This window comes from Shinella sp. M27, from assembly GCF_049199905.1.
Classification (GTDB): Bacteria; Pseudomonadota; Alphaproteobacteria; order Rhizobiales; family Rhizobiaceae; genus Shinella.
This window is the reverse complement of record NZ_JBLZPK010000039.1, coordinates 29,064-55,239: the sequence shown is the minus strand read 5'-3', so window position 1 is coordinate 55,239 and position 26,176 is coordinate 29,064. Positions and strand designations below refer to the sequence as shown.

The window sequence follows — 26,176 nt, the reverse complement described above, 5'->3', positions numbered from 1 at the left end:
TGGAATTTCCGGAAATCGGCGTGCGATGCGCAGGTTGTGGCCGATTGTCAGGCTGCGGCGCTGTCCCCGCGGCTGGATGGGATCAGATCATCCGCCAGCGCGACGGTGTTGCGTCCGCGGTGCTTGGCCTCATAAAGCGCGGCGTCTACATCCTGCAAAAGACGTTCCAACGCCGTCACGGGAGGGAATGCCAGCGCGACGCCCAGGCTGACCGTCACGCAGCCATCCTCAAGGCCGCGATGCGGGATGGCGAGCGCTTCGACGGCGGTGCGGATGCGCTCTGCCTGTGCCAGCGCCTGCAGCGACGTGTGACCGACCGAAAGCACCAGGATTTCCTCACCGCCGAAGCGGAACACATGCGCCCCTTCGTCCGCATTCCCGAGGATGCATTGCGAGACCGCGCGGATGCACGCATCGCCCTCGATATGGCCATGCACATCGTTGAAACGCTTGAAGTGGTCGATATCGAGCAGGATAGCGGCGATGCTGTGCGAAGCGTCGCTCCAGAGCGCATCGCGCACACGGGCGAGCGAACGGCGGTTCAGGAGGCCGCTCAGCTCGTCGCGGTCGGCATTGTGCTCCAGCTGCTGGTAAAGCAGGCTGCCGCGCAGCTGGTTGAGAAAGCTCTGCCGATCCTTCTGCTCCAGGAAATAGGCGCTGACGGCCAGGAAAATCGAGAGCGTCACGTAGAAGGTGACGATGCCGGAATAGGTGACCGCATCGAAGGCGCCGGTGAGCGACGTCGTGGTGAAATGCGAGGCGCACATCAGCACGAGGCCGATGACTATGGCGGGAAACCGCGGGCGAAGCGCGATGACGAAGAACAGGAAGGCGGCGGAATTACCGTTCTGGTAGACGAAGAGATAGGGGCTTTCGCTCTCAACGGCGACGGCCATCGGCAGCGTGACGCCGAGCACGGCGATGGCGACCGAAAGCACGTCGTAAAGCGCGGCATTCGGCCAGCGGCGCACCGCGAGAATGCAGGCGATCACGAAGGGCGTGAAAATGAAGAAACGCACAGTGACGAGGCCGGAAAAGACATCCGCCATCATCGTCCGGTCGCCGAAATAGACGAGATCGTAGATCAGCGTGCCGATGATGCCCCAGATCACGGCGAGCCGCACACGTTCGGCCACATAGCCCTCGCGGAAGCAGGCCTCGATTTCGGGGCAAAAACGCAGGAGACGGAAACCCCGTGCCCTCTGGCGCTCCACGTGTTCCAGTGTCACGACGGTCATCGTCGAATATCCCCATGCAGAACGATTGCCTGACGTTAGGCAAGAATGCTGAACAAGTGCCTAAAGTTGTACGCTTTCTTTCGCCTCACCCTGACCTGGATTGTGGTTGCGCAAACACTTTCCGAGGCGCCTTTCCCATTGACTCCTGTAGCGAGAGGCAGAGGAATTTAGCGCGTAAAATCCGGCGGGTTTGAAACACCGCAGATCCCGGATAGTTGAAGGAGCATGGAACGATGGCGGGCAGACTTGAGGGAAAAACGGCAATCATTTCCGGCGGCGCGACCGGCATGGGCGGGGCGGCCTCGCGCCTTTTCGCCCGGGAGGGTGCGCGCGTCGCGATCGTCGATTACAATACGGCCGCAGCGGAAGAGACGGCAGCGGATATCCGCGCTCATGGCGGCGATGCGCAGGCCTTCACGGCCGATGTTTCGGATGAAGCCGCCGTCATCTCGGCCATCAAGGCCGTCGAGGATCACTATGGCGCGGCCAATGTGCTGTTCAACCATGCCGGCTCGATCATCGTCAAACCCTTCCTCGAAACGACATTAGAGGAATGGGAACGGCTGACGGCGATCAATGTGCGCTCGATGTTTCTCGTCACGCGTGCCGTGCTGCCGGGCATGATCGCGCGCGGCGGCGGGGCCATCGTCTGCACCTCATCGATTTCGGCCGTGGCGGCGACGCCGATGGAGGTGCTCTACGGCACGACGAAGGGTGCGGTGCATATGTTCGCCCGCGCGATCGCCATCGAATTCCGCGATCGCAACATCCGCTGCAACGCCGTCTGCCCCGGCTTCGTGCGCACGCCGCATGGCAACCGCGAGATCGAGGCGCTGAACCGCTATGGCGTGGACGTGTCGGATGCAGCGCTCGCCGCCCAGCAGGGCCGTATCGGCGAGCCGGAGGATATCGCGCGCGCCGCGCTTTATCTGGCGAGCGACGAGTCGGAATTCGTTAGCGGCACGCATCTCTTCGTCGACAACGGCTTCACCGCCATCTGACATTCTATGACGGCGCCTCCGCGGCGCCGTCATCTCCGCGCGCATCAGATCGCGCGCGTGATGCCGCCATCCACACGGATGTTTTGGCCGGTGATATAGGCGGCACCGTCGGAAGCGAGGAACGAAATCGTCGCTGCGACTTCCGCGCTCGTGCCGTAACGTTTCATCGGCACGCCGTCGCGCCGCTCGTCCGTTGCCGGCAGGCTGTCGATCCAGCCGGGCAGCACGTTGTTCATGCGGATATTGTCGGCCGCATAGGTATCGGCGAAAATCTTCGTGAAGGAGGCAAGGCCGGCGCGCGCGACGGCCGAGGTCGGGAACATCGCGCTCGGCTCGAAGGCCCAGGCGGTGGAGATGTTGATGATGACGCCGGACTTCTGCTTCTGCATGATCGGCGTCACCAGGCGCGTCGGGCGCACGGCATTGAGGAAATAGACGTCGATACCAGCATGCCAGTCCTCGTCGGTCAGTTCGAGGATCTGCTTGCGCGGGCCGTGGCCGGCGCTGTTGACCAAGGCATCGACGCGGCCCCAGCGCTCCATCGCGCCATCGACGAGGCGCTTCAGGTCATCGTTCGACTGGTTGGAGCCGGTAACGCCGAAGCCGCCGAATTCCGCTGCCAGCGCCTCGCCCTTGCCGGACGACGAGAGCACGCCGATCTTGAAGCCATCCGCCGCCAGCCGTCGTGCGGCTTCCGCGCCCATGCCGCTGCCGCCTGCGGTGATCAGTGCGACCTTCTGTTCTGCCATCGGATTGTCCTTTCCCGAATGATTGATTGCCCGCATTCTGGCACGGCGGCCCCACCCGCGACCAAACAAAAATGCACTGTTCTTCCTGTAGAAAATCTATCGCTTCAAATACCCTTGAATGCCGCACTCTCCTGAAGAAGCCAGGTGCGCACGGCATGGACGGAGGCGGCGTGCCGGGATTTTCGCGGCGCGACGACGTAGAAATCCACCCCGACCCGCAATTGTGTGCCGAACAACGGCACGAGACGGCCGGCCGTGATATCCTCCTCGATGAAGAAGCTGCTGGCAAGCGCCAGCCCCTGCCCACCGATCGCCGCCTCCAGCGCAAGTGAGGTCTGGTTGAAGCGGATGTTCTTCGCCGCCATGACCGGCGCGGCCTGCCCCATGGCAAGCTCCAGGAATTGGGGCCAGAAATTATGCGCGTCGTGCAGCAGCGCATACCGGGCGAGATTGCCGGGCAATTCCGGAGCGCCGAATTTATCGATGAGAAGCGGGCTGCCGAGCGCGATCACGACATGTTCGAACAGCAGATCGGCTTGCAGGCCAGGCCCGAAAGGCGGGCGGCCGTAGCGCACGGCGAGATCGACGGCGTCCGTCTGGAAATTGGCGATCCTGTCCGTAGCGAGGATGCGCAGGTCGATATCGGGATGCGCCGCCGTGAAATCCGGCAGGCGCGGGATCAGCCATTTCGAGGCAAAGGTCGGGGTGACGCTGATGGTGAGATGCTGCGGCTCAGGCCGAAGGGTCTCCGTCGCCTCGGAAATCAGCTCGAAAGCGCGGCGGATGCTGCCGACATAGCTGCGGCCCGCTTCGGTCATATCAAGGGTTCTGGGGTGGCGCTCGAAAAGCTTCAGGCCGAGCTCCGCCTCCAGCCCGCGGATCTGCTGCGCCACCGCTCCCTGCGTCACGCCGAGTTCCTCCGCCGCGAGCCGGAAATTCAGATGCCGCGTCACGACTTCGAAGACGCGCACGCCATTGAGGGACGGCAGTTTTCCGATGCGGTCGGCCATGCGTGAAATCCGAGAGGAATATAACGACCTTTCTCGTAACAGATTTTCTATCGCGTGGGAAAAGGAGAACTCTTTCGACAGCCTCTTGGCTGCATGGTAGAGAATGGCGGACATATGCAGCGGAGCAGATCGTGACGGCAACCCTTCTGGCGAAAATCTGGGACCAGCTCGGCGCTGCCGCCATCAGCCGCTCGCCGTTCAATTTCTTCCAGCTTGCCACGGTGGGGCTCGACGGCGCGCCGCAGCTTCGCACCATCGTGCTTCGGCGCTGCGATGCCACCAAAGGAACCCTGTCCTTCGTCACCGACATGCGCTCGCCAAAAATCCGGGAGATCCGCAACGATCCACGCATCGCCCTTGTCGGCTTTGATCCGGCGGCTTCGGTTCAGCTGCGCCTTTCCGGTGTCGCCGCAATCACCGACGATGAAGCGGAAAGGCTGGAGATGTGGCAATCGCTTCGGGAGAGAACGCTGATCCTGTTCGACGCGCCGCATGCGCCGGGAACTGTTCTCGACGGCAAAGGCCAGACCTTACAGGCCGGCGAACCGTCGAATGACGAGCCTTATCAGCGTTTTGCGCTCGTCACCGTGACGCTAAGCCGGCTTGAATGGCTCGACCTGTCGTCGGCAAATCACGTCCGCTGCGCGTTCGATCGGGACGGGGCGAACTGGCACGGCGCGTGGCTTGCGCCGTGAATTAACGCTCGCGCGTCATTTCCACTCGTAGGCCTTCGCCGATTTGTACGGACGTTCGGAAATGAACGCCGCGGAGTTTTCCGCCTTCGCGACATACTCCGCGGCATCCGCCTCGTCGTTGAACCCGACGAACACCATCAGCATGGCTCGTGCGGCCGGGTGGCCTTTCTTGCGATAGGAGAAATTGACGGCGCAGTGCGGGTATTGCGTATCAAGCGCCTGCGCGGCGTCGCCAGTCAAAGCAATGAACTGGCCGAGCGCGAAGAAGCGGTCGATGGCGGCAAAGGCTGCCGCCTGCGAAATCTGGCGGTTGGCATCTTTTGCGCCCGGACGGCCGTAATAGAGGCTGTCCGTCTGGCCCTTGCGCCGCTTCGTCTCATAGACGACGAGGCTGCCGGAAGCCGCCAGTTCCAGACGCACATCGAAGGTCTGGAAGAGGTCCGGGCTGCGGTCCAACTCCGCAAACAGGGCGCGCAGCTCCGCGATAGCATCGGCGTAGAAAGAAACGGTCATCGGCTTCATCCGGTCACAAAAGTGCCGCCCGCCTATCATGCAGGCCTGCCGCAGCAAACGGTTTTAGACACTATCGCGCCGAAAACCCGTGCTGGCGGTGAGAAGGCCCCGCGTATAGTCCTGCGTCACCCTATGGGCGGCGAGGTCACCGGAAGCGAGCTCTTCAACGGTCTGGCCGCTCTGCATGACCATCAGCCGGTCGCACATATGGGTGACCACGGCGAGATCGTGGCTGACCATGACGAAGGTGAGGTTGCGGGTGGCGCGCAGTTGTTCGAGCAGGTTCAGCACTTCGGCCTGCACCGAGGCATCGAGCGCCGAGGTCGGCTCATCGAGCAGCAGGATGGACGGTTCGAGGATCAGTGCACGGGCAATCGCCACGCGCTGGCGCTGGCCGCCGGACAGCTGGTGGGAATAGCGGAAGCGGAAGCTCGCACCGAGCCCCACCTCGTCGAGCGCCCGCACGATGCGGTTTTCGGTATCGGCAAAACCGTGGATCGCGAGCGGCTCCAGCAACAACCGGTCGACCGTCTGGCGCGGATGCAGGGAGCCGTAGGGGTCCTGAAACACCATCTGGACCTTGCGGTAGAAGGCCTTGTCGCGCTTGGCTCCAAGCTTTTGGCCATCGACAGCGATACTGCCGGAGGAGACGGGCGCAAGACCCGCGACGGCGCGCAGCAGCGTCGACTTGCCCGAGCCGGATTCACCGACCAGACCGAAGGATTCGCCCGGTGCGACCGTCAGGCTGACATCGTCGAGCGCCACGAAGTCGTCGTATTCGACGCTGAGGCCATCAATGGCGAGAGCCGGCGTCATGTTCTCCACTCCGGTTTGCGATCAAGCACCGGCAGCGGATGCCGGTCCGCGCCGATCTCGGGCATGCAATTCAGCAGGCCGCGCGTGTAGGGATGCTGCGCCTCGGAAAGCTTTGCCGCCGGCAGTTCCTCGACGATGCGGCCGGCATACATGACGATGACGCGGTCGCAGAAGGACGACACGAGACGCAGGTCATGCGAGATGAAGATCAGCCCCATGCCGCGCTCGGCGACCAGCCGGTTGAGGATGGCGAGCACGTCGAGCTGCACCGTCACGTCGAGCGCCGATGTCGGCTCGTCGGCGATCAGCAGTTCGGGGCCGGCGATCAGCATCATGGCGATCATCGCGCGCTGCCCCATGCCGCCGGAGACTTCGTGCGGGTAGAGATCGAAGACCCGTTCAGGATCGCGGATCTGCACGGCGGCGAGCATATCGAGCGCACGCCTGCGCGCCTCCGCCTTGCCGACCGGCTCGTGCGTGCGCAGCGTCTCGACGATCTGCCGGCCGATGGTCATGACCGGGTTGAGCGAATATTTCGGATCCTGCAGGATCATCGCGATGCGCTTGCCGCGCAGAGCGCGCCGCTCGGCCTTCGAGGCCTTGAGGAGGTCGATGCCGTTGAACTCCAGCCGCTTGGCGTCGATCACGCCATGTTCGGCGGTCAGGCCCATGATGGCGCGGCCCGTCTGCGACTTGCCGGAACCGCTCTCGCCGACGATGCCGAGCCGTTCACGGCCGAGCGTGAAGGACACGCCGCGCACCGCCTCGATGACACCGGTGCGCGTCGGGAAGGTGACGCGCAGGTCTTCGACGTTGAGAAGCGCACTCATTGGCCGCTCCCACGCGGATCGAGCGCGTCGCGCAGGCCGTCGCCGAGCAGGTTGAAGCCGAGGCTGACGATGAGGATGGCGACACCCGGAGCGGCGGCCACCCACCATTGATCGAGGATGAAGCGGCGGCCAGAGGCGATCATCGCGCCCCATTCCGGCAGCGGCGGCTGTGCGCCAAGCCCGAGGAAGCCGAGACCGGCGGCTGTCAGGATGATGCCCGCCATGTCGAGCGTCACGCGCACGATGAGCGAGGAAATGCAGAGCGGCATGATATGGCGCAGCACGATACGCCATGGGGACGCGCCCATCAGCTGCACGGCGAGAATGTAGTCGGAATTGCGCACCGTCAGCGTCTCGGCACGCGCGATGCGCGCATAGGGCGGCCAGGAGGTGATGGCGATGGCGATGATGGCATTGCCGATGCCCGGCCCGAGCGCCGCAACGAAGGCGAGCGCCAGAACGAGTTTCGGGAAGGCGAGGAAGATATCGGTGATGCGCATCAGCACCGCATCCACCCAGCCGCCCGCATAGCCAGCGACCGTGCCGACCAAGAGGCCGATGGGCGCGGCGATAACCGCGACCAGCAGCACGACCTGCAAGGTGAGGCGCGAACCGTAGATGAGGCGCGAAAGGATGTCGCGCCCTTGGTCATCCGTGCCGAGCCAATGCCCCGCTCCGGGCGTCATCAGCCGCGCCTTCGCGAGATCGCCGATATAGGGCGAATGGGGTGCGAGCAACGGCGCGAAGATCGCCAGGAAGACGAGACCCAGAATGATAACAAGGCCGATGACGGCGAGTTTGTTGGCGGTGAAACGCCGCCAAGCGACATAGGCGCGGCCGAGCCGTGCCTGCAGGCGCGATTGCGGCCGGTCGGTCAGGAGCCATTCGCGGCGGGTCATGGTGGCGGCGTCGCTCATCGGGACCTCGTGCGGGGATCGAGCATGCGGTAGAGCACGTCGGAGAGCAGGTTGATGGCGATAAAGACGGACCCGATGACGATGGTGCCACCGAGCACCGCGTTCATATCGGCGTTTTGCAGCGAATTGGTGATGTAGAGGCCAAGGCCCGGCCAAGCAAAGACGGTCTCCGTCAGCACCGAGCCTTCGAGCAGGCCGGCGTAGGACAGCGCAATGACCGTGACGAGCGGCACCGCCGCATTGCGCAACGCATGGCCCCAGATGATCCGGGTCTCCGACAGGCCCTTGGCGCGGGCGGCGACGATATATTCCTGACCGAGCTCGTTCAGCATGAAGGAGCGCGTCATGCGGCTGATATAGGCGAGTGAAAAATAGCCGAGCAGCGAGGCCGGCAGGATGATGTGCGAGACGATATCGCGGAACGCCGCCCAATCGCGGTTGAGGATCGCGTCGAGCAGGAAGAAGCCGGTGATCGGCGTGAACGTATATTCGAAGACGACGTCGATGCGGCCGGGGCCGGAAACCCAGCCGAGGCGCGCATAGAAGACGAGCAGCGCAAGCAGGCCGAGCCAGAAGATCGGCACGGAATAACCGACGAGGCCGATGATGCGCACCACCTGGTCGGTGAAACTGCCGCGCCTGACGGCGGCGAGCACGCCGAGCGGAATGCCGAGCAGCGCGCCGATGACCGTGCCGACCGTGGCAAGCTCCATGGTCGCGGGAAAGACCCGGCGGATGTCGGTCATCACGGGATTGGTCGTCAGCACCGAGGTGCCGAAATCACCGCTGAGCACGCCCTTCATGTAGAGCCAGAACTGCTGGTAATACGGCAGATCCAGCCCCATCTCCAGCCGCACGCGCTCCACCACGTGAGCGGGCGCCCGGTCGCCGACGATCGCCAGCACCGGATCGATCGGCACGACGCGGCCGATGAAGAAGGTGACGGCGAGCAGGCCGAGATAGGTGGTGGCGACGACCGCGAGGAAACCCGCCACCGATTTCAGCCTCGCAGAGGCGCGCCGGCTGGCGCGCCTTGCAGGCTTCAGTCTTTCAACAGCGCTCAAGGAGCTTGTCCTTCAGCTCACTGTTTGGTCACGGGTGCAAGGAAGTTCGTATCCATGGACGGACCGAGCTTGTAGTTCTTCACCGTACCCCGCACGCCGGCCGCTTCGATCTGCTGGAAGATCATGACGAAGGGGCTGGTCTCCAGCGCCTGCCGCTGCAGCTTCTGGTACATTTCGGCGCGCTTGTCGTTGTCGCGTTCCAGAAGGGCGGCCTTGGATTCGGCTGTCAGCTCCGGAATGTCCCAGGCATTGCGCCAGGCAAGCGTCTTCACCGATGCATCGTCGCTGTTGTCGGGGTTCGACGTGAAGGCCTCGCCGTTCGAGTTCGGATCCCAGTAATCCATGCCCCACTGGCCGATATAGAGGTCGTGGTTGCGGGCGCGGTACTTGGTCAGCGTCTGCTTGCCGTCACCGGGGATGATCTCGATCTTCACGCCGGCCTGGCCGGCGGTCTGCTGGAAGGATTCGGCAATGCCCGTCACCGGCTGCGTGTTGCGCACGTCGAAGGTCACGGAGAAGCCGTCCTTCAGGCCGGCCTTTTCCAGCAGTTCCTTGGCCTTCGCCACGTCGAACTTGTAGGGGCTCGCCTCCAGCGCGCCGAGCACGCCCTTGGCCTGGTAGGTCTGGCGGATTTCACCGATACCCTTGAGCAGGGTCGAGCCGATCGCATCGTAATCGACGAGATACTTGAAGGCCTCGCGCACCTCGGGCTTGGCGAGGTTTGCATTCTTCTGGTTGAGACTGATGTAATAGACCGTGCCCTTCGGCGCGCTGGTCGTCGCCAGGTCGGCGTTCTTGGAAACGGCGTCGAGATCGCCCGGTTCCAGGTTGCGCGCGATGTCGACGTCGCCGGCTTCCAGCATCAGGCGCTGCGTGGCGCTCTCCTTGACGTGGCGATAGATGACGCGGGCGAGCGCGGGCTTTTCGCCGTAATAATTGTCGTTGCGCTCCAGAACGAGGATTTCGTTGGCGCGCCAGTCGCGAATCTTGAACGGGCCGGAGCCGGCATAGTTGGTCTTCAGCCAGCCATAGCCGAAATCGGTGTCGTATTTGTATTCGTCGCTCGGCGTCTTGGCCTCGGCGTGCTCCATCACCAGCTTCTTGTCGAGCACGGCGCCGACGGTGGCCGTCAGGCAGTTCAGCACGAAGCTCGGCGCATAGGCCTTGTCGACGGTGAAGACGAAGGTGTTTTCATCCGCAGCCTTGGCCTTTTCGGCAACGTTGTCGCCCGTCAGGCCGAACTGGGTGAGGATGAAAGCAGGGCTCTTGTCGAGCTTGACGACGCGCTCGAAGGACCAGGCGACATCCTCGGCGGTAACGGGGTTGCCGGAGGCGAACTTGATGCCCGGCTTTAGCTTGAACGTATAGGTGAGGCCGTCGTCGGAAACGGTCCAGCTGTCGGCGATGCCGCCCTTGACCTTGGTCGTGTCGGCGATATCGAGACGGACCAGCATGTCATAGGCGTTGCCGATGAATTCGGCCGGCGACAGCTCGAAGGATTCGGCCGGGTCGAGCGTGATCGTATCGTCGATCGCCCAGGCCTGGACCAGCGTATCGGCCGGCGTTTCCGCGAAAGCCGGCGCCATGCCGCCCGAGACGAGCAGCAGCGAGAAGGCAGCACCTGCGAGCAGCGGACGCATGCGGCTCGAAATCGTTTCCCTGTTCATTTCCGTTCCCCGTTCTTTGACGATAACCCTCGGCATCCGATCGCCGGACGCCATTTTCGTAAGTCAATCATACTATTGGCCGGAAAGACAACCCTTCTTTCTGGCCGTCCCCATTCCTGAAAAGCCGGCCACCGAGAACCATGGATTTCACGGCGAAACGCCTTTACTCCTTTCATGGAGCGGAGCCCTGCCGCGTCGGGCGCATGGAACGAGGGGGAATGCATGCTTGTCGGAATAACGATCCTGCTGGTCTTTCAATTGATCGGCGAAGTGACGGCCTATTTTCTCGGCGGCTTCGTACCGGGGCCGGTCATCGGCATGGCGATGATCGCCGTGGTGCTGACGCTGACCGGCGGGATGAAGACGCTTCAGCCGGCGCATCAGCAGACCCTGGAAACCTCGCGGTCCATCCTCGCCAATCTCGGCATTCTCTTCGTGCCAGCCGGCGTGGGCATCATCCAGCATCTCGATCTCATCCGCGACCGGGGTTTTGCGCTGCTCGCGATCGTGCTTTTGTCGACGGTGATCACGCTGACGGTGACCGTCTGGGTCTTCATTCTGGTGAAGCGTCTGACCGGAGGCTATGCCGATGAATAGTGCGCTCTGGGTCTATCTCGCCACCTCCCCCCTGCTCTGGCTGACGGGAACGCTGGTCGTCTGGCTCGCCGCCAACGCCGTTACGGGCCTTCGCCCCGGCAATCCGCTGCTCAATCCGATCATGCTGACGATCGCCGTCATCGCCCTCGTGCTCTGCCTCGCCGGTATCGACTACAAGACCTATTTCGAAGGTGCGCAGTTCATCCATTTCCTTCTCGGCCCGGCGACCGTCGCGCTCGGCATCCCGCTTTACGAGAAGCTCTCTCTGGTGAAGAGCAACCTCGTGCCGATGCTGGCCGCCCTCATTGCCGGTAGCCTCACCGCCGTCGGCGCGACGGTCTTCTTCGCCCATCTTTTCGGCTTCTCCTCGTCCGTCGTCGCCTCGCTTGCGCCGAAATCCACAACGGCAGCCGTTGCCATGGCCATTTCCTCCGGCCTCAACGGCGACCCGGCATTGACCGCCGCCGTCGTCGTGCTCACCGGCATCTGCGGCGCCATCATCGTCACGCCGATGATGAACGCCATGCGCATCAAGGATTTCAGCGCCCGCGGCTTCGCCGTCGGCCTTGCCTCGCACGGCATCGGCACGGCGCGCGCCTATTCCGTGGACCCGGTCGCAGGCCTGTTTTCAGGCATCGCCATGGGCCTCAATGCCGTCCTGACTTCGCTGATCGTCCACCTCTTCCTCTAGTCGCCGATAGCGACCACGGTGTGCGGAATTCACCCGCACACCCACCCGCCTTCCCGGAAAATCACATGCCGCACACGGGCGGCGGCACGCTCTTCCCAATCGTTATATTTCATAAGATATAACGTTCAAAGGATAAGCCATGCCGACCCAGCCCCGTCTCCTGCCGCCCGCCACACCCATTTCGCTGCTAGTCTCTCCCGCCGGCCGGCCGCCGCAGGTTGCCGGAGAAAAGACCGGAGCACAGCGCCTGAAGACCTGGGACATTCCCACGACCTTCCATTGCTCGATCATCGGCACCTGCCTGACAAATGGCGAGCTGCGCCAGATTCTGCTCAAGACCAGCCAGGAGGATGCGGAAACCGCGACCGACCACAGCCTGCACGGTCGTGGCGTACGCCTCGCCGGCCAGCGCGACCAGGCGGCGAAAATGCTCAACAAGCGCTCGACAAGCGCCATGAAGCCGCCATCAAGCGTATCCCCCGGCAGGCGGACGAGGCGGCGCTCCGGCGCATCTGGCGCGAAAGCTTCGACCGCGGCGACATTGCCGGCCCGTATTGGGCGCTGATGAGCCATCCCGCAACGCCGCCTGCCCTCGTGCGCGACATCTTCGGCGAAGTGCATATGCTCTCGCATCTCGTCGGCAGCGCCAGCCGCCTCGATATCGCCCGCCTCACCCAGCTGGAAAAGGAACTGGAAACCGAGCGGGAAAAGACAGCCCGGCAGGAAATGCGCTTGAAGACAGCCGCCGAGGAACGCATCGCCTTGCAACAGCGTCTTCGCCAGATGGAAGAGCGAGCCGTCAACGCCGAAGCGCTGGCTGCCCATGCCCAGCGCGCCCGCAGCGAGGACACCGCCCTTCCCAGCCGCGCCGATACCGAGGATACGCGCGCCGGCATGCTCGCCCGACGCCTGAAGGAAGCCGAGGAGCGCTACGACGCCCTACAGCGGGAACACGAACAGTTGCAGGATCTTTCCCATTCGATCCTGCGCGAGAACGAGACGCTCGAGGCCATCATCGCCGCCGAGGACGGGCATGGCGCCAAACACGTTATTCCGCAACAGAGCGGCCCGGTGCTCTATGTCGGCGGCCGACGCAACCTGTTCGATCATCTCCGGTCCTGCGCGGAAACCCGCAACGTCGATTTGCTGCTGCATGACGGCGGCATGGAGGACAGCACGACGCTGCTGCCGGCGCTCGTCGGGCAGGCTGCGACCATCCTCTTCCCGGTCGACCACATCAGCCATGCCGCCGTCGGCCTCGTGAAGCGCCTGTGCCGCGAACAGGGAAAATCCTATCTGCCCCTACGTTCGGCCGGCCTCGCAAGCTTCCTCGCCGCCATATCCGGCGCCGGCGGCGCCTATGGACGTCTCTAGCGAAGCGCCGGCTTGATCTTCAGCCGCTTTGCTGACAGGAGCCGGGAGGTGCGGGCGATCGGGTCGGCACCGCCTGGAGGCCGATAATGCATTCCACTCCCCAAAATCACGCCCACCCGCTCGGTTTTCTCATAGCCTTCGGCACCGGCGGCCTGCTGGCATTGATGGTGCAGTTCAACGGCGCGCTTGCCAACTATGGCAATTCGCTGTTCTCCTCCTGGACCGCCCATGCGACGGGAACGGTTGCCGCTCTGCTTTTCCTCCTCGTTTTGCCCCGCCGCCGCGCATCCGTGGAACCAAGACCACCCGCGCCGCTCTGGGCCTATCTCGGCGGCCTCTCGGGGGCGGCGACCGTCGTGCTCTCCTCCATGGCGGTGAATTCACCCGCCGGCCTGCCCGGCACGCTGGCGCTCGGCCTTGCCGGCCAGCTGGTCTTCGGCCTCGTCGCGGATGGCTGGGGCCTGTTCGGCCTGCCGAAGCGTCGCATCACCATCCGGGATTTCGCCGCACTTGCCCTTGTTCTGGCCGGCAGCCTGCTGATCCTTCTGGCCGGAAGGGGCGCTGCATGAGCCCGTTCATCCTGATTGCCGGTGCAGCCGGCCTGCTCGTCGGCCTCAGCCGCCAACTCAACGGCCGGCTTAGCCTTTCGACCTCGCCGTTGATCGCATCCTTCTGGAACCACTTCGTCGGGTTCATTGCCCTGACGCTACTCGGATTTGTTATCGGTAACCTCTGGCCCGCTGGCGCCGCGAATGCGCCCTGGTATGCCTATCTCGGCGGCCCAATCGGCGTCGTCTTCGTGGCGCTCAGTAGCTGGCTCGTCGCCCGCATCGGTGCCGTCAACACAGCACTTCTCATCATCGGCGGCCAGATGGTGTGCGGCCTTGCGATCGATCTCCTGCAATCCGGCCGGCTTTCGCTCTGGCTCTCAAGCCTCGGCGTCATGCTCATCATGGCCGGCATGGTGGTCGCTCAGCGCCGGCCGCGCGGGTAAAGCTCAGAACGCCGTCACGTCTCAAAATGAGGCGCGGCGGCGTCCGCCCGATGCCTGCGGCCTGGCGATAGACGGCATTCGATTCAAATTTTCCGGCCGGCCTTGAGGCTTTACGCACCGCAACACGCCTCGCAATCATGAGTCGCTTGGTTCGAACGACGAGCCGGCTAGGGTCCACGCGGCGCCATGACGGGGCCGATTCGAGGAAATGAACATGCCCCTGCGACGCTTCCGCTCGCCCCTGCCCGAACTGCCGCCCACCGAACGCCTGGTCCGCGCCATCCGAAATATCGACAAGCATCTCGAACAGGCCCGCAGCACCGGCCAGCCTGCGCCCCTCAGCGCCTATCGCGCCCGCCGCATATTGCAGGAAGCGCTTCGCCGCTGTCTGGAAACGGGAAACGCAGGCCGCACGGCTGCGCATCGCCTGTGCCGGGGCTCTCTCGAGCCGCGGGAAACGGGTTTTTTGAAAGAACCCAAAGATTTAAGGGGTTGCAGTGACGTCCCGTTGCAGACAGATTTGCCCGCTCGCGAATGCAATCGCGACACGCGTGCCTATGAGGGGAAGAGTATGGCGTATGACTGGACCGGAGAATCCACCCGAAAGCGCAACCGTCTAAAGTTGGTTTCCGCCCTGTTTCTGAGCCTCGTCATCGTCGTGACCCTGCCGCTGGCCGTTACGCCGTTTCTCTGAGACTTCCGTAGGCCGGGATGACCGTCCCGCGTGGTGAAAGCGATTCCTCAGGCCCGGACCAGCACCGTCCGGTTCCTTTACACTCCATCTAGGCCTCCCAGAAAACGCGTCTACGCGAATATAATATATCTATGATATCTCGGCTGCAACGCGCTGATCTGCATCCGCAAGTGGGTCGTCTATCCCTTCGTTTTCAAGGCGCGCGGGTACCGCGCGGGCTCGTGCCGTGCAGCTAGGTCATCTACCGCCGTTCCCATGCCGACCTCACCCTCTGCGCCGCCACCGTCCGAAAACACGTCCCGATGCGAGGCGAAAAATCACGTCATCCGCACGTCGAGACCAAGCGCCTCGGCGATGACGATGGTCTGGTCGATCGTGATGATCGCGTCTTTCAGGTGAACATTGGCCGGGTCGATGGCGCTGAGGTCGCTGCCGCGCAGATCGCAGGCCGTGAAGTCCGCGGCATGCAGCCAGGCGCCGGAGAGGTCGGCATCGCGTATCGAGCCACGCTTGCAAAAGGCGCCCGTCAGATCGGCCTCGCGCAGGCGGGTGCCTTTGAAGACGGCACGGCCGAGCACGGCGCCGGGCAGGCCTGTGAAGGACCAGTCACCGCCGGAAACCTGCATCTGGTCGAAATCGCAGGCATCGAACAGGCTGCCGACCAGCTTGCATTCGGTGAAGCGGCTGTCGAAGAATTTGCAGGAGACGAATGTGCAGTTGACGAAAGCACTCGCCTGATGCGTCGAGGCATTGAAGCGGGCACGGCGGAACGTGCATTCCTGGAACACCGCGCCGAGCGTCTGCGCCTCGCTCATGTCGAGATCGGAAAACAGCGTCTTATCATGGCGCTCGCGCTCGATCTGCCTTCCATACCAGTCCGCACCGGCGATCGTGATCTCGGTTTTCGGCGCTGCCTCTCCATATCGTCGTTCCGCCATCGTCGTCCGCCCGGTGATTCTCGTCGGGTCACGATAGGCGCAACGACGGACGCGATGAAGGGGCAGTGCTGAGGCGCGCGCGGCCTGCAGATAGGTCTCGGCAATGTCAGCGACGACGGAGAGCGCAAGCGCATTGGCGTCGCGAGCCTTGTCGAAAATACCGATCGGCGCCTTGATGCGGGCGAGATCGTCTTCGCCGTGACCACGCCCGCGCAACGCCTCGCAGCGCTTGGCATGGGTGCGGCGGCTGCCAAGCGCGCCGATATAGAAGACGGATGAAGCAAGAGCTGCATCGAAGAGCGGCAATTCGCGGTCAATATCGTGGAAGAACAGTGCGACGGCCGTATCGGCATCGAGCTGGTCGGGCGACGGCGCCTGGCCGCGCTCAATGGTCACGACCTCGTAGCCGGAAGCCGTCGCAATCCGCGCCACCGCGCCGGCTTCCATCGGCGTGCCGGCCAGAACCAGGCGCGGCTTCGGGCGGTAGGCACGCACGAACGTGTCGTCTTCCCAGCCGCTGGCGCCCTCGCCCGGCTCGAAAGACAGGGCCTGGGTGCCAGGGTGGTAACGCAGACGCACGGGGCTGCGACGCCGAAGCGCCGTCAGCGTGCGGCGCAGCACCGCACCGTCACGCAAGACATGAATGGCGAGCGTGATGCCGCCGCCGCAGGGCAGCACGATATCGAAGAAAGGCGAGCCTTCGCCGAGGCGGAGATTGCGGTCCATTCCTTTCTTGAGGGCGATGACGGCATCGGCGGCGACGGCCGCTTCCGTGCAGCCGCCGGAGACGAAGCCGCAATAGAGACCGTCGTCGCGCACCGCCATCTGCGCGCCGATGGCGCGGGCAGCACCGCCGCGAATTTCGACCAGCGTGACGAGGGCGCTAGCGTGGCCGTCATCCAGCGCATCGGCGGAGAAAGAGAGAATGTCGATCGCATCGTCAGAGAGGAAAGCGGCTCGGGGTTCGGGTGCGATCCATTCCGGGCTCTCAGCGATACGGGCGGCCATGTCATTCCCCTCCTTGCGTTCCTTCCCAGCGGCGCACGATGCCGGGGTCGAGGTCGAAGAGATCGAGCACGCGGCCAACCGTATGATCGACCATCTCTTCAAGGCTTTTCGGCTTGGCGTAGAAGGCTGGGACGGGCGGATAGATGATGCCGCCCATCTCCGTGACCTGCGCCATGTTCCTGATATGGCCGAGATGCAGCGGCGTCTCGCGCAGCATCAGGACGAGACGTCGGCGCTCCTTGAGCACCACGTCGGCGGCGCGGGACAGCAGGTTGTCCGTCGTGCCCGTCGCGATCTCCGCCATGGTCTTCACGGAGCAGGGCGCGACGATCATGCCGAGCGTCTTGTAGGAGCCGGAGGAGCAGACCGCGCCGATATCCTTGTTGGAATGGGTGGTCGTCGCCAGCGCTTCCAGGTCCTGCTTGGTGAAATCCGCCTCGGCCGCGAGCGTGATGCAGGCGGCGCGCGACATGATCAGGTGCGTCTCGATGTCGAGGTCGCGCAGCACTTCGAGGATGCGCTTACCATAGATGACCCCGGAAGCGCCCGAAATGCCGACGATCATGCGTCTTGGCCGCGTCATGACCTTTATCCCGCTGATTTGAGGAGGGCGGCGGCACGCGCGGACGCCTCATCGCTGATACGCGCACGCACGCCATGGAAATTCGGGCCGCGCGTGGCATCCAGCCCCATGCGCGAGGTGGTGCCGATGCCGCTCGCCGAAGGGTCGAGTGCATTGCCCGGCAGGCCCTCGATGATCACGACATCCTTGTGCGGCTGGAAATGCGTGGCGAGCGCCCAGAGCACTTCCGAATCCTTCGTAATATCGACATCCGCGTCCACCACCACGACATTCTTCAGATACTGGTCCCAGCCGAGAAGGCCGAGCATGACCTGCCGCGCCTCGCCCTCGCGGGTCTGGTTCATCGCGATATAGGCGTGGAAATGCGTGCCGGAGGACGGATAGTGCACGGCGGTGATCGAGGGGAAGCGGGCCTTCAGTTTCTCAACGACCTCGGCTTCGCGCGGCACGCGGCCAAGGTTCAGGTGCTCGGCCGAATTGCCGCCCGCGACGGAGACGAGCATCGCATCGCGCCGGCGCATGATGGTCTCGACGGTGAAGAGGTTGTTGGTCGAACGGTCGGAGGAATAGCCGGTGAACTCGCCGAACGGTCCCTCCTCGACATGCGCCTCGGGATCGATCACGCCTTCCAGCACGATCTCGGCATGGGCAGGAACGCGGATGCCGTATTTCGGCGTGCGCACGACCTGCAGGGGCTCGCCCATCAGGCCGCCGGCCACATCGCGCTCGTCCTCTCCGAAGGCCAGGCGGGCGGAAGCGGCGATCATGAACAGCGGATGGCCGCCGATCACCATGGCGACCGGCATCGGCTTGCCCTTCTCCTTGGCCATGTTCATCAGGCGCCAGAGATGGCCGCGCGAATGCAGCGAGGTCGCCAGCGAATTCTTCGAATGGATCATCGCGCGGTGATAGCTGAGATTGCCCGCCCCGGTTTCCGGGTGCTCGCCGATGATGATGCCCGAGGTGATGTACTTCGCGCGGTCGGTGTCGAAGTGCTTCAGCATCGGCAGTGTGTTGAGATCGACGTCGTCGCCGGAGATGATCTCTTCCGTGATCGGGCCGCTTTCCAGAACTTCCGGCGTGAACGGTCGGTTGGAGCGGGCCTGATAGGCCTCGTGCAGCTTGTCTGCGGTCGAGCCGAGCAGGCGGGCGATACGATCGCGCGAGGCGAAGATATTGCAGACGACCTCTGCGCCAATACCGCTGACATTCTTGAGGTGCAGCATCGGATGCTGGCCCTTGTCCGCGAGGTTCCAGATCAGCGCCGTGGCGTCCTGATCGTCCGAGACCGGCCGGTCGATGGTGATGACGTCCTCGGGATGCTCCGCCTGGTAATCAGCCAGGAAACGGCGGACGTCTTGCTTGTGGTACTGGCTCATCTCTCGGCCTCGGTGCTCGGGGTTGGCGGCGCATCAGGCCGCCCGATATGGTAAAGCCCCCTCATCCGCCTGCCGGCACCTTCTCCCCGGTGGGGAGAAGGGGGAAACCGTAAGGTTCACACCCTTCGCTTCCCTCCGCAGAATGGAAGGGAAAACCGAGGGCGCCGCATCTCCCCTTCTCCCCCACAGGGAGAAGGTGGCCGAAGGCCGGATGAGGGGGTCTTTTGCCCGCCGCCGGAGAGCGGCGGGCATTTCGTTCAGATCAAGCCGGCTGCAGCAGGTGCTTACCGGTGGCGCGGTCGACGCCGGCGTAGCTGTCCGTCAGGCGCGCCTCGGCGTCCTTCACGTCACGCGGCGGCGGTGACGGGTCGATGCCGACGAGCTTGGCGATGTTGTTGCCGAGATAGCCTTCCAGATCGTCCTCGGAGAGGTTGATGCCGTGCGGCGGGTCCTTGCAGAGCACTTCCAGCTCGCGCAGCCACATGCCCGGATCGTTCGGCGGGCTGTCCGTGCCGAAGACGATCTTGTTCTTCGGCAACTGCTGGGCGAACTCCACGATGCGCGACTGGAAGCACCAGCCGGATTCGCAGTAGACGTTCGGCGTATCCATCGCCATCCAGAACGACTCGAACGAGTAGTTGCCGCCCGTCTGGATGCCGAAGTGACCGATGATGAAGTTGACCATCGGGAACTCGCGGATGATCGGGTAGAACATCGTCGGGATCGTGTACGGGCCATCGCCGGTATGGATGAGGACGACGACGCCGAGTTCGGCGCACTTCTTCATCGCCGGACGCAACCATTCCAGCGCACGGTCGGGACGGTAGCCATGCATGTTGGCATGCAGCTTCAGCATCTTGAAGCCGTATTCCTTGACATGGAATTCCAGCTCCGCCGCCCCGTTTTCGGGCCCCCAGCGCGGGTTATAGTTGAAGTTGCCGATGAAGCGGTCCGGATACTTTTCGCACAGCTCGGCGATATAGGCCATGTAGTCGCGAATGCCCTCGCGGCCCTTGCGGTTGCCGTCACGGTAGCCCGTGTTGCCCGGCGGCGGCTGGATGAAGCCCATGTCGATACGGCGCGGCTTGCCGTTGATCATGTAGGGGCCGTCCATCAGCTTGAGCATGCGCTCACCGGTGAAGGGCGTACCCGTATGGCGCCATGCCTCGTCGACGAGGTTGGTCGGGTGAAGATGGGTATCGATGATCATTGTTCACTCCGTTCGTTTACGCGGCGATCTGGACGCCGTGCTGGCGCAGATACGCCTCGGCTTCCTCGACGGTTGCCGGCGGCTTGGTCGGCTCGAGGCCGATCATGCGGGCGAGGTTGTTGCCCAGGTAGTCTTCCAGATCGTCCTCGGAGAGGTTCAGGCCCTGCGGCGGCTCGTGGCAGAGGACCTCCAGAAGGTTGATCCACATGCCCGGCTCGTTCGGCGGCGTATCGGAGCCGAAGAGGATCTTGTGCTTGGGCAGGACCTTGGCGAATTCGACGATACGCGACTGGAGGCACCAGCCGGATTCGACGTAGACGCTCGGCGTATCCAGCGCCATCTGCATCGGCTCGAACACATAGACGCCGCCCGTCTGGACGCCGAAATGCGCGAGGATGAAGTTCACTTCCGGGAACTCGCGGATGATCGGGTAGAACTCGGTCGGGATCGAGTACGGACCGTCGCCGGTGTGCACCTTCACCATCAGGCCGAGCTCGGCGCACTTCTTCATGGCCGGGCGCAGCCAGTCGAGCGCGCGGTCCGGGCGGTAGGCGTGCATATTCGCCTGCAGCTGGACCATCTTGAAATCGAATTCCTTGGCGTAGCGTTCGATTTCGTCGACGCCGTTCTGCACGCCGTAGCGCGGATTGTAGACGAAGCAGCCGAGGAAGCGGTCGGGATGCTCGGTCACCATCTTTTCCGTATAGCCCATGTACTGGCGAATGGCGGCCTTGCCTTCCAGGTCCATGATCTCGTGGGTGTAGATGGTGTTGCCCTGCGGCGGCTGAATAAAGGCCTTGTCCACACGGCGCGGCTTGCCGTTCACATAATACGGGCCGTCCATCATCTTCAAAAGCTTGTCGCCGGTGAAGGGCGGTCCGTCATGGCGCCAAGCCAGGTCCACCAGGTCGGTGGGGTAGCAGCTTAGGTCGATTATCATTCCTGTTCTCCTGTCGTAGAGGGTCCGGTCGATGCGGGGCCGCGCGATGAACGCCATGCCGGCAAAAGCCGGGCGTGGATCCGCGAACTCAGGAAACGCCGATGACGGAGAAGAACGGCCGAGGCCCCGAACGGGGCGCAAACGGCGGGTGTTCCTTTCGTAGTCAGCATCGACATCGCAGCCTCATCTTCCAACAGACGGTGAGCAATTGTCGGTGCTTCTACTCGACGCCAAAAAGACCATGGCGGTGGCTTTATGTCAATAAAAATATCAATCTAAGTTATTATTTTTAAAAGATATTTTTAGAAAAACGCCAGCGACCGCCCGCGCGCTGGAGGGTGCGCGGGCGGTTCAGACAGAAGGTCTTGAGCAGGCAGATAGCGGCAGGAGAAGCGCCGCTAGGCCGCCAGGCAGGCGCGCAAGTTTCTGTCGATGCCGTCACGGTCGAGATTGCGGCCGATAAAGACGAATTTCGACTTCGGCGTATCCTCGCCCCAGGCGTGATCCGGGCGGAAATCGACCAGCTTGTGCACCGCCTGGAGCACGAAGAATCGGTCGTCGTTCGCCACCGAGACGATGCCCTTGGTACGGAAGATGTCGTCGCCGTGTTCGCCGAGATAGTTCTTCAAGAAGCCCGCCAGCTTCTCGCCGTCGAAGGACTGCGGATAGACGAAGGAATGGGACTTCACCGTCGCATCGTGCCGGTGCGGGCGCAGGGCCGTTGCCGGTGCATGATCATGCTTGTGGTCATGATGATGGTCCGGGTGATCGCAGGCAGCGTCGTGGCATTCGAGGTGATGCCCATGGTCGTGCTCCGGATGGTCGCAGGCCGCGTCATGGCAATCGTGGCTGTGATGGCCGTGCGCATCGCCATCGTCATCCATGTCGATGGCGAGGATTTCCGCGCGCTCGCGCACATAGGACGGGCGGAAGCCTTTGACGCCGAGGATGTTGGACAGGTCCACCTGGCCATAGGTCGAGCGCAGGATCGGCGCCGTCTGATTGAGCTTGCGCAGCGAGCCCTCCAGCTCACCGAGGCCTTCCTCGGAGGCAAGATCGACCTTGTTGACGAGAATGCGGTCGGCCGCGACGATCTGGTTGACCGCTTGGTTGTCGCTGCCGTCGAGCACGGGATCGTAGAGGTGCTGGTCGATATGCATGGCATCGACAAGCGTGACGATGGCGTCGAGCTCCACCTCGTCGGCGACGCTGCGGTCGACGAAGAAGGCGGTAGCGACCGGGGTGGGATCGGCGAGGCCCGAGGTCTCGACGATGATGTGGTCGAACTTGTCCTTGTGGCTGAGCAGCTTCTTCATCACGTCGATGAGGTCGTTGCGCACGTCGACGAAGCAGCAGATACAACCGTTCTGCATCTGGAAGATTTCCTCGTCCGAGGCGAGCACGAGGTCGCTGTCGACGTCCACTTCACCAAACTCGTTTTCGATCACCGCGATGCGGTGACCGTGGCGTTCGGTGAGGATGTAGTTGAGCAGCGTCGTCTTTCCCGATCCAAGGAAACCGGTGAGGATCGTGATCGGGAGTTTCTTCGTGGCTGGTTCGATGTGCATGTTCATGCGCCCTTCTCCCTCAAGGCTTTCAGAATGTCTTCCGGGGTGATCGGATAGTGGTGGAAGCGGACGCCGATGGCGTCGTGGATGGCATTGGCGATCGACGGGCCGATGGCGATGATCGGGTCTTCGCCGACACCCTTGGCGCCCCAGGGGCCGCCCGGATCGGGTGCGGCTTCGAGGATGATCGTCTCGATGTCGGGCATGTCCATGGACAGCGGCATCTTGTAGTCGACGAGGCCCGCATTGAGCGAGCGGCCGGTCTTCTTGTCGATGATATAATCCTCGGTCAGCGTGTGGCCGATACCCTGCTGGATGCCGCCCTCGATCTGGCCCTGCGCGGCGATCGGGTGGATGACCCGGCCGATATCGTGCACCGGCACGACGCGCTTGACCTCGACGATGCCGGTCTCCGTATCGACGTCCACTTCGGTGAAGTGGGCGGCGAAGGAGTAGGACTTCGTCGGCTCGTAGGTTCCGTTCGCCACGATGTTGGCGGCGGGAATGCCGCGGGACGGGCCCATGGCTTCCGCGACCGACATGAAGCGGCCCGGCTCGGCCGTAACGAAGATCTTGCCTTCGGAGAGGTCAAGTTCGTCGGCCTTCACCTGAAGCTTCATCGCCGCACGTTCGAGAACGGACGCGCGAACCTTGGTGGCAGCCATCTTGGCGGCGGTGCCGACGAGATAGGTCGTGTGGCTGGCGAAGGCGCCGATATCCCACGGCACGACGTCCGTATCGCCGTGGATGACGCCGACATCCTCGAAGCGCACGCCGAGTTCCTCGGCGACGATCTGGGCCAGCGCGGTGTGCGCGCCGGTGCCGAGGCCGGCAGCCCCGGTGAGCAGCGTCACCGTACCGTCCTCGTTGACCTTCACGGTGGCATTGCCCTGCTCCTTGATGCCCGGATAGGCCGAGGAGCCGTGCATTTCGCAGCCGATGCCCCAGCCCTTGCGGATATGCGGATGCTTCGGGTCCGGCGTGCGGTCACGATTGCGTAGGCTCTTCCAGTCGAGCACGTCCATGCCGTGCTGGAGGCAGATTTCCAGGCCATGACCGAGGATCGGGTGACCGGAGGGCGCGATATCGCCGGCCCGCACCACGTTCTTCAGCTTCAGGTCTGCCGGGTCCATGCCGAGCCGCTCGGCCGCCTCATCCATCTGGATATCGAGCGCGTAGTAGCTCTGCACCACGCCGTAACCGCGGAACGCGCCGTTGATCGGCGTGTTGGTATAGACACAGCGGCCTTCGAGCCGGATGTTCTCGCAGCGATAGAGCGAGGTCGCGGCCGTCGTGCCGACGATGGTGACACCCGGACCGTGCGAACCGTAGGCGCCGGAGTCGTAGACGAGCTTCATGTCACGGGCGACGAGCGTGCCGTCGTTCTTGAAGCCCTGTTTCAGCCAGACCTTGCAGGGATGGCGCGCGCGGCCGGCGACGAAGGTCTCGTGGCGGGTGAACTCCATCTTCACCGGCCGGCGCGTCTCCTTAGCGAGAAGCGCGCACAAAAATTCGTGCTGGAAGCAATCCTGCTTGGCGCCGAAGCCGCCGCCCATGTGATCGACCAGCACGCGCACCTTGGTGAGCGGCAGGCCGAGCACTTCGGCGAGAATGCCGCGCACCATGAAGGACGACTGCGTCGAGGTCCAGAAGGTCAGCTTGTTGGAGCCGTCCCAATCGGCGATGCAGACATTCGGCTCCATATAGGCCGGATGCGGTCGCCCGCCGGAGAAGGTGCCTTCCAGCACGAAATCCGCCTGGGCAAAGCCGGCTTCGATATCGCCGCGGTTGACGCGCACGGGATCGAGCACCAGGTTGCCGCCGGGGCCGACCTCATGGATGAGCGGTGCGCCCGGAAGAGCCGCCTCTTCGGGCTCGATGACGGCGGGCAAGGGCTCATATTCGACCTCGATCAGGTCGAGCGCCTCGTCGGCGATTTCTTCGCTGATGGCCGCGACGGCGGCGACGCCCTCGCCCCAGAAGCGCACCTTGTTGTCGAGGATATACTGATCCTTGGTGCAGGAGGCCGAACGCGGATGCGGCGAGCCGTAATGCAGCACGCGCGGTACGTTCTCATGGGTCAGCACGGCCTTGACGCCGGGATAGGCGAGCGCCTTGCTGACATCGATGCTCTTGATGCGGGCATGCGCGATCGCGGCGCGCTTGATCTTGCCGTGCAGCATGCCGGACAGTTTGACGTCGCCGGTATATTCGGCCTCGCCCGTCACCTTTTCTAGCACGTCGTCGCGGCGAACACTCTTGCCGACGATCTTGAATTCGCGCTCTTCGATAGGGGTGTTGATGTTCATGATCTTGCAGCCTCCATCTCGAGCGCGGCGGATTTGATCGCGTCGAAAATCTTGGTGTAACCGGTGCAGCGGCAGATATTGCCGCTGAGGCCGAAGCGGATGTCCTCATCCGTCGGGCGCGGATTGTCGTCGAGCAGCTTCTTGGCCATCATCAGGATGCCCGGCGTGCAGAAGCCGCATTGCGAGGCGCCGTGGCGCATGAAGGCATCCTGCAGGGGATGCAGCGTATCGACGCCCGGCTGGAGCCCTTCGACGGTCTCGACCGTGCAGCCCTCCGCCTCGACGGCGAGCATGAGGCAGGCATTGACCGGCTGGCCGTCGACGATGACGGTGCAGGCGCCGCAGTCGCCGACGTCGCAGCCCTTCTTGGTGCCGGTGAGGCCGACATCGTCGCGCAGCGCGTCGAGCAGCGAACAGCAGGTCTCGACGGTCATGTCGCGCGGTTCGCCATTGATGGTGAGTTCGACGATCCGTTTCATGCGGAGGCCTCCAATGCCTGTTTGATCGCGCGGCCGGTCAGCACGCCGACCATGTCGCGGCGGTAATCGGCGCTGGCGCGCACATTGCTGATCGGCGTGCACTCTTCCATCGCCTTGTCGGCGGCACTCCTGACGGTGGACGCGTCGAGCCGCGTACCGCGCAGCATGGCTTCCGCCTGCGGTGCCCGCAGCACGGTCGCGCCGACGGCGCCGAGCGCGATGCGGATATCGCTGCACACGCCGTCATCCATGGACAGGCTGACGGCGACGCCGACGGTGGAAAGCTCCATCGCCTTGCGGCGGCCGTGCTTGAGATAGGCCTTGCCAGCATTGTCGCCGGCCGGCGGCACGGTGATGCCGGTGACGATCTCGCCCTTGGCGAGCACGGTCTTGCCGGGGCCGGTGAAGAACTCGGCGAGCGGCACGACGCGCATGTTGGTGCGGCTGTAGATGTGGATGAAGGCACCGTCGGCGATCAGCGGCGGGATCGTGTCCGCCGACGGCGAGGCACGACAGACATTGCCGACGACGGTGGCGCGGTTGCGCACTTGGATGGAGCCGAGCGAGGCGAAGGCCGCGCGCAGGTTCGGATAACGCTCGCGCACCAGCGCAAGACGCTCCAGCCGGCCGACGGTCACCAGGGCGCCGAAGGTCAGGCCGCGGGTTTCGTCATAGGTGATGTCGGAGAGGCCCGGAATCGTCTTGATATCGACGACGTTGCGCACACGGCGCAGCCGCTCGCGGATCTCGACCAGCAAATCCGTTCCGCCGTTGAACAGAAAGGTGTCCTCGCCGAGATCGGTGAGAAGGCGGGAGGCCTGCTCCAGCGTGTCTGCCCGGTGGTATTCAAAGCGCCTCATGGCGTTCCTCTTGAATTCTGGCTTCCTGCGCTCTGGCCGGAGGCTCTGGGCT

General features: G+C 63.7%; 27 protein-coding genes. 9 read left to right on the top strand and 18 right to left on the bottom strand.

Translation table 11 applies throughout. From position 1 onward, the window contains the following. Positions 1-47: 47 nt before the first annotated feature. Entirely contained in the window at positions 48-1,238 is a 1,191-nt protein-coding gene (locus tag ACOZK4_RS15870) for a GGDEF domain-containing protein (protein WP_421592714.1), read from the bottom strand. A gap of 233 nt (positions 1,239-1,471) precedes the next feature. Between ACOZK4_RS15870 and ACOZK4_RS15865 the strand changes: the two genes are divergently transcribed. Beyond that, on the top strand, positions 1,472-2,239 hold the full coding sequence (locus ACOZK4_RS15865; RefSeq protein ID WP_421592713.1) for an SDR family NAD(P)-dependent oxidoreductase: 768 nt from the start codon (positions 1,472-1,474) through the stop codon (positions 2,237-2,239). 44 nt (positions 2,240-2,283) lie between these two features. Here the strand turns inward: ACOZK4_RS15865 and ACOZK4_RS15860 are convergent, their stop codons facing one another. After that, positions 2,284-2,988, bottom strand: coding sequence for an SDR family oxidoreductase (locus ACOZK4_RS15860; RefSeq protein WP_421592712.1), 705 nt, complete (start codon positions 2,986-2,988; stop codon positions 2,284-2,286). Between the two features lie 104 nt (positions 2,989-3,092). Then, positions 3,093-3,998, bottom strand: a complete 906-nt coding sequence (gene gcvA / locus ACOZK4_RS15855; RefSeq protein ID WP_421592711.1) for a transcriptional regulator GcvA — start codon at positions 3,996-3,998, stop codon at positions 3,093-3,095. Between the two features lie 2 nt (positions 3,999-4,000). Here gcvA and ACOZK4_RS15850 point away from each other — a divergent pair, with 2 nt between their 5' ends. Further along, entirely contained in the window at positions 4,001-4,693 is a 693-nt protein-coding gene (locus tag ACOZK4_RS15850; protein WP_421592710.1) for a pyridoxamine 5'-phosphate oxidase family protein, read from the top strand. A gap of 15 nt (positions 4,694-4,708) precedes the next feature. Here the strand turns inward: ACOZK4_RS15850 and ACOZK4_RS15845 are convergent, their stop codons facing one another. The 6 genes from ACOZK4_RS15845 to ACOZK4_RS15820 all read right to left on the bottom strand — a co-directional run bounded on the left by ACOZK4_RS15845 (position 4,709) and on the right by ACOZK4_RS15820 (position 10,500). Next, positions 4,709-5,206 carry a hypothetical protein gene (locus ACOZK4_RS15845; protein WP_421592709.1) on the bottom strand — a complete coding sequence of 166 codons (498 nt, stop codon included), beginning with the start codon at positions 5,204-5,206 and terminating at the stop codon, positions 4,709-4,711. 63 nt (positions 5,207-5,269) lie between these two features. Continuing rightward, positions 5,270-6,022, bottom strand: a complete 753-nt coding sequence (locus ACOZK4_RS15840) for an ABC transporter ATP-binding protein (RefSeq protein WP_421592708.1) — start codon at positions 6,020-6,022, stop codon at positions 5,270-5,272. Beyond that, entirely contained in the window at positions 6,019-6,852 is an 834-nt protein-coding gene (locus ACOZK4_RS15835; protein ID WP_421592707.1) for an ABC transporter ATP-binding protein, read from the bottom strand. The genes ACOZK4_RS15840 and ACOZK4_RS15835 overlap by 4 nt, the downstream gene beginning before the upstream one ends. Then, on the bottom strand, positions 6,849-7,769 hold the full coding sequence (gene nikC, locus ACOZK4_RS15830; RefSeq protein ID WP_421592706.1) for a nickel transporter permease: 921 nt from the start codon (positions 7,767-7,769) through the stop codon (positions 6,849-6,851). The genes ACOZK4_RS15835 and nikC overlap by 4 nt, the downstream gene beginning before the upstream one ends. Continuing rightward, on the bottom strand, positions 7,766-8,833 hold the full coding sequence (locus ACOZK4_RS15825) for an ABC transporter permease (protein ID WP_421592705.1): 1,068 nt from the start codon (positions 8,831-8,833) through the stop codon (positions 7,766-7,768). Before ACOZK4_RS15825 ends, nikC begins: the two co-directional genes overlap by 4 nt. Positions 8,834-8,850: 17 nt before the next feature. Further along, positions 8,851-10,500, bottom strand: coding sequence for an ABC transporter substrate-binding protein (locus ACOZK4_RS15820; RefSeq protein WP_421592704.1), 1,650 nt, complete (start codon positions 10,498-10,500; stop codon positions 8,851-8,853). Between the two features lie 222 nt (positions 10,501-10,722). Between ACOZK4_RS15820 and ACOZK4_RS15815 the strand changes: the two genes are divergently transcribed. The 7 genes from ACOZK4_RS15815 (at position 10,723) to ACOZK4_RS15785 (ending at position 14,850) form a co-directional block, all read left to right on the top strand. Continuing rightward, on the top strand, positions 10,723-11,097 hold the full coding sequence (locus ACOZK4_RS15815) for a CidA/LrgA family protein (RefSeq protein WP_421592703.1): 375 nt from the start codon (positions 10,723-10,725) through the stop codon (positions 11,095-11,097). Next, positions 11,090-11,788, top strand: a complete 699-nt coding sequence (locus tag ACOZK4_RS15810) for an LrgB family protein (RefSeq protein WP_421592702.1) — start codon at positions 11,090-11,092, stop codon at positions 11,786-11,788. The genes ACOZK4_RS15815 and ACOZK4_RS15810 overlap by 8 nt, the downstream gene beginning before the upstream one ends. Before the next feature lie 139 nt (positions 11,789-11,927). Continuing rightward, positions 11,928-12,353 carry a hypothetical protein gene (locus tag ACOZK4_RS15805; protein ID WP_421592701.1) on the top strand — a complete coding sequence of 142 codons (426 nt, stop codon included), beginning with the start codon at positions 11,928-11,930 and terminating at the stop codon, positions 12,351-12,353. After that, the gene (locus ACOZK4_RS15800) at positions 12,353-13,162 is read left to right on the top strand and encodes a DUF2325 domain-containing protein (RefSeq protein ID WP_421592700.1); all 810 of its coding nucleotides are present in this window, start codon (positions 12,353-12,355) and stop codon (positions 13,160-13,162) included. The genes ACOZK4_RS15805 and ACOZK4_RS15800 overlap by 1 nt, the downstream gene beginning before the upstream one ends. Before the next feature lie 86 nt (positions 13,163-13,248). Next, positions 13,249-13,731 carry a DMT family transporter gene (locus tag ACOZK4_RS15795; RefSeq protein WP_421592699.1) on the top strand — a complete coding sequence of 161 codons (483 nt, stop codon included), beginning with the start codon at positions 13,249-13,251 and terminating at the stop codon, positions 13,729-13,731. Further along, positions 13,728-14,156 carry a DMT family transporter gene (locus ACOZK4_RS15790; protein WP_421592698.1) on the top strand — a complete coding sequence of 143 codons (429 nt, stop codon included), beginning with the start codon at positions 13,728-13,730 and terminating at the stop codon, positions 14,154-14,156. Before ACOZK4_RS15795 ends, ACOZK4_RS15790 begins: the two co-directional genes overlap by 4 nt. A 214-nt stretch (positions 14,157-14,370) precedes the next feature. Next, positions 14,371-14,850: a hypothetical protein gene (locus ACOZK4_RS15785; RefSeq protein ID WP_421592697.1), complete on the top strand. Its 480-nt coding sequence runs from the start codon at positions 14,371-14,373 to the stop codon at positions 14,848-14,850. Positions 14,851-15,167: 317 nt separating this feature from the next. Here the strand turns inward: ACOZK4_RS15785 and ACOZK4_RS15780 are convergent, their stop codons facing one another. From ACOZK4_RS15780 to ACOZK4_RS15740, 9 genes are all read right to left on the bottom strand, one after another. Then, positions 15,168-16,796, bottom strand: a complete 1,629-nt coding sequence (locus ACOZK4_RS15780; protein WP_421592696.1) for an XdhC family protein — start codon at positions 16,794-16,796, stop codon at positions 15,168-15,170. A gap of 1 nt (position 16,797) precedes the next feature. Then, the gene (locus ACOZK4_RS15775) at positions 16,798-17,379 is read right to left on the bottom strand and encodes a UbiX family flavin prenyltransferase (protein WP_421592695.1); all 582 of its coding nucleotides are present in this window, start codon (positions 17,377-17,379) and stop codon (positions 16,798-16,800) included. 5 nt (positions 17,380-17,384) lie between these two features. Next, entirely contained in the window at positions 17,385-18,758 is a 1,374-nt protein-coding gene (locus ACOZK4_RS15770) for a UbiD family decarboxylase (RefSeq protein WP_421592694.1), read from the bottom strand. Between the two features lie 262 nt (positions 18,759-19,020). Beyond that, positions 19,021-19,968 carry an amidohydrolase family protein gene (locus ACOZK4_RS15765; RefSeq protein WP_421592693.1) on the bottom strand — a complete coding sequence of 316 codons (948 nt, stop codon included), beginning with the start codon at positions 19,966-19,968 and terminating at the stop codon, positions 19,021-19,023. Positions 19,969-19,984: 16 nt separating this feature from the next. Further along, positions 19,985-20,908 carry an amidohydrolase family protein gene (locus ACOZK4_RS15760; RefSeq protein ID WP_313531614.1) on the bottom strand — a complete coding sequence of 308 codons (924 nt, stop codon included), beginning with the start codon at positions 20,906-20,908 and terminating at the stop codon, positions 19,985-19,987. Between the two features lie 398 nt (positions 20,909-21,306). Then, positions 21,307-22,482, bottom strand: a complete 1,176-nt coding sequence (locus ACOZK4_RS15755) for a CobW family GTP-binding protein (protein ID WP_421592692.1) — start codon at positions 22,480-22,482, stop codon at positions 21,307-21,309. After that, the gene (locus ACOZK4_RS15750) at positions 22,479-24,785 is read right to left on the bottom strand and encodes a xanthine dehydrogenase family protein molybdopterin-binding subunit (RefSeq protein WP_421592691.1); all 2,307 of its coding nucleotides are present in this window, start codon (positions 24,783-24,785) and stop codon (positions 22,479-22,481) included. Before ACOZK4_RS15750 ends, ACOZK4_RS15755 begins: the two co-directional genes overlap by 4 nt. Beyond that, positions 24,782-25,264 (bottom strand): (2Fe-2S)-binding protein, encoded by a 483-nt coding sequence (locus tag ACOZK4_RS15745; RefSeq protein ID WP_117370105.1) that lies wholly within the window; start codon positions 25,262-25,264, stop codon positions 24,782-24,784. Before ACOZK4_RS15745 ends, ACOZK4_RS15750 begins: the two co-directional genes overlap by 4 nt. After that, complete coding sequence (locus tag ACOZK4_RS15740) at positions 25,261-26,124, bottom strand: FAD binding domain-containing protein (protein WP_421592690.1); 864 nt, start codon at positions 26,122-26,124, stop codon at positions 25,261-25,263. Before ACOZK4_RS15740 ends, ACOZK4_RS15745 begins: the two co-directional genes overlap by 4 nt. Positions 26,125-26,176 lie beyond the last annotated feature (52 nt).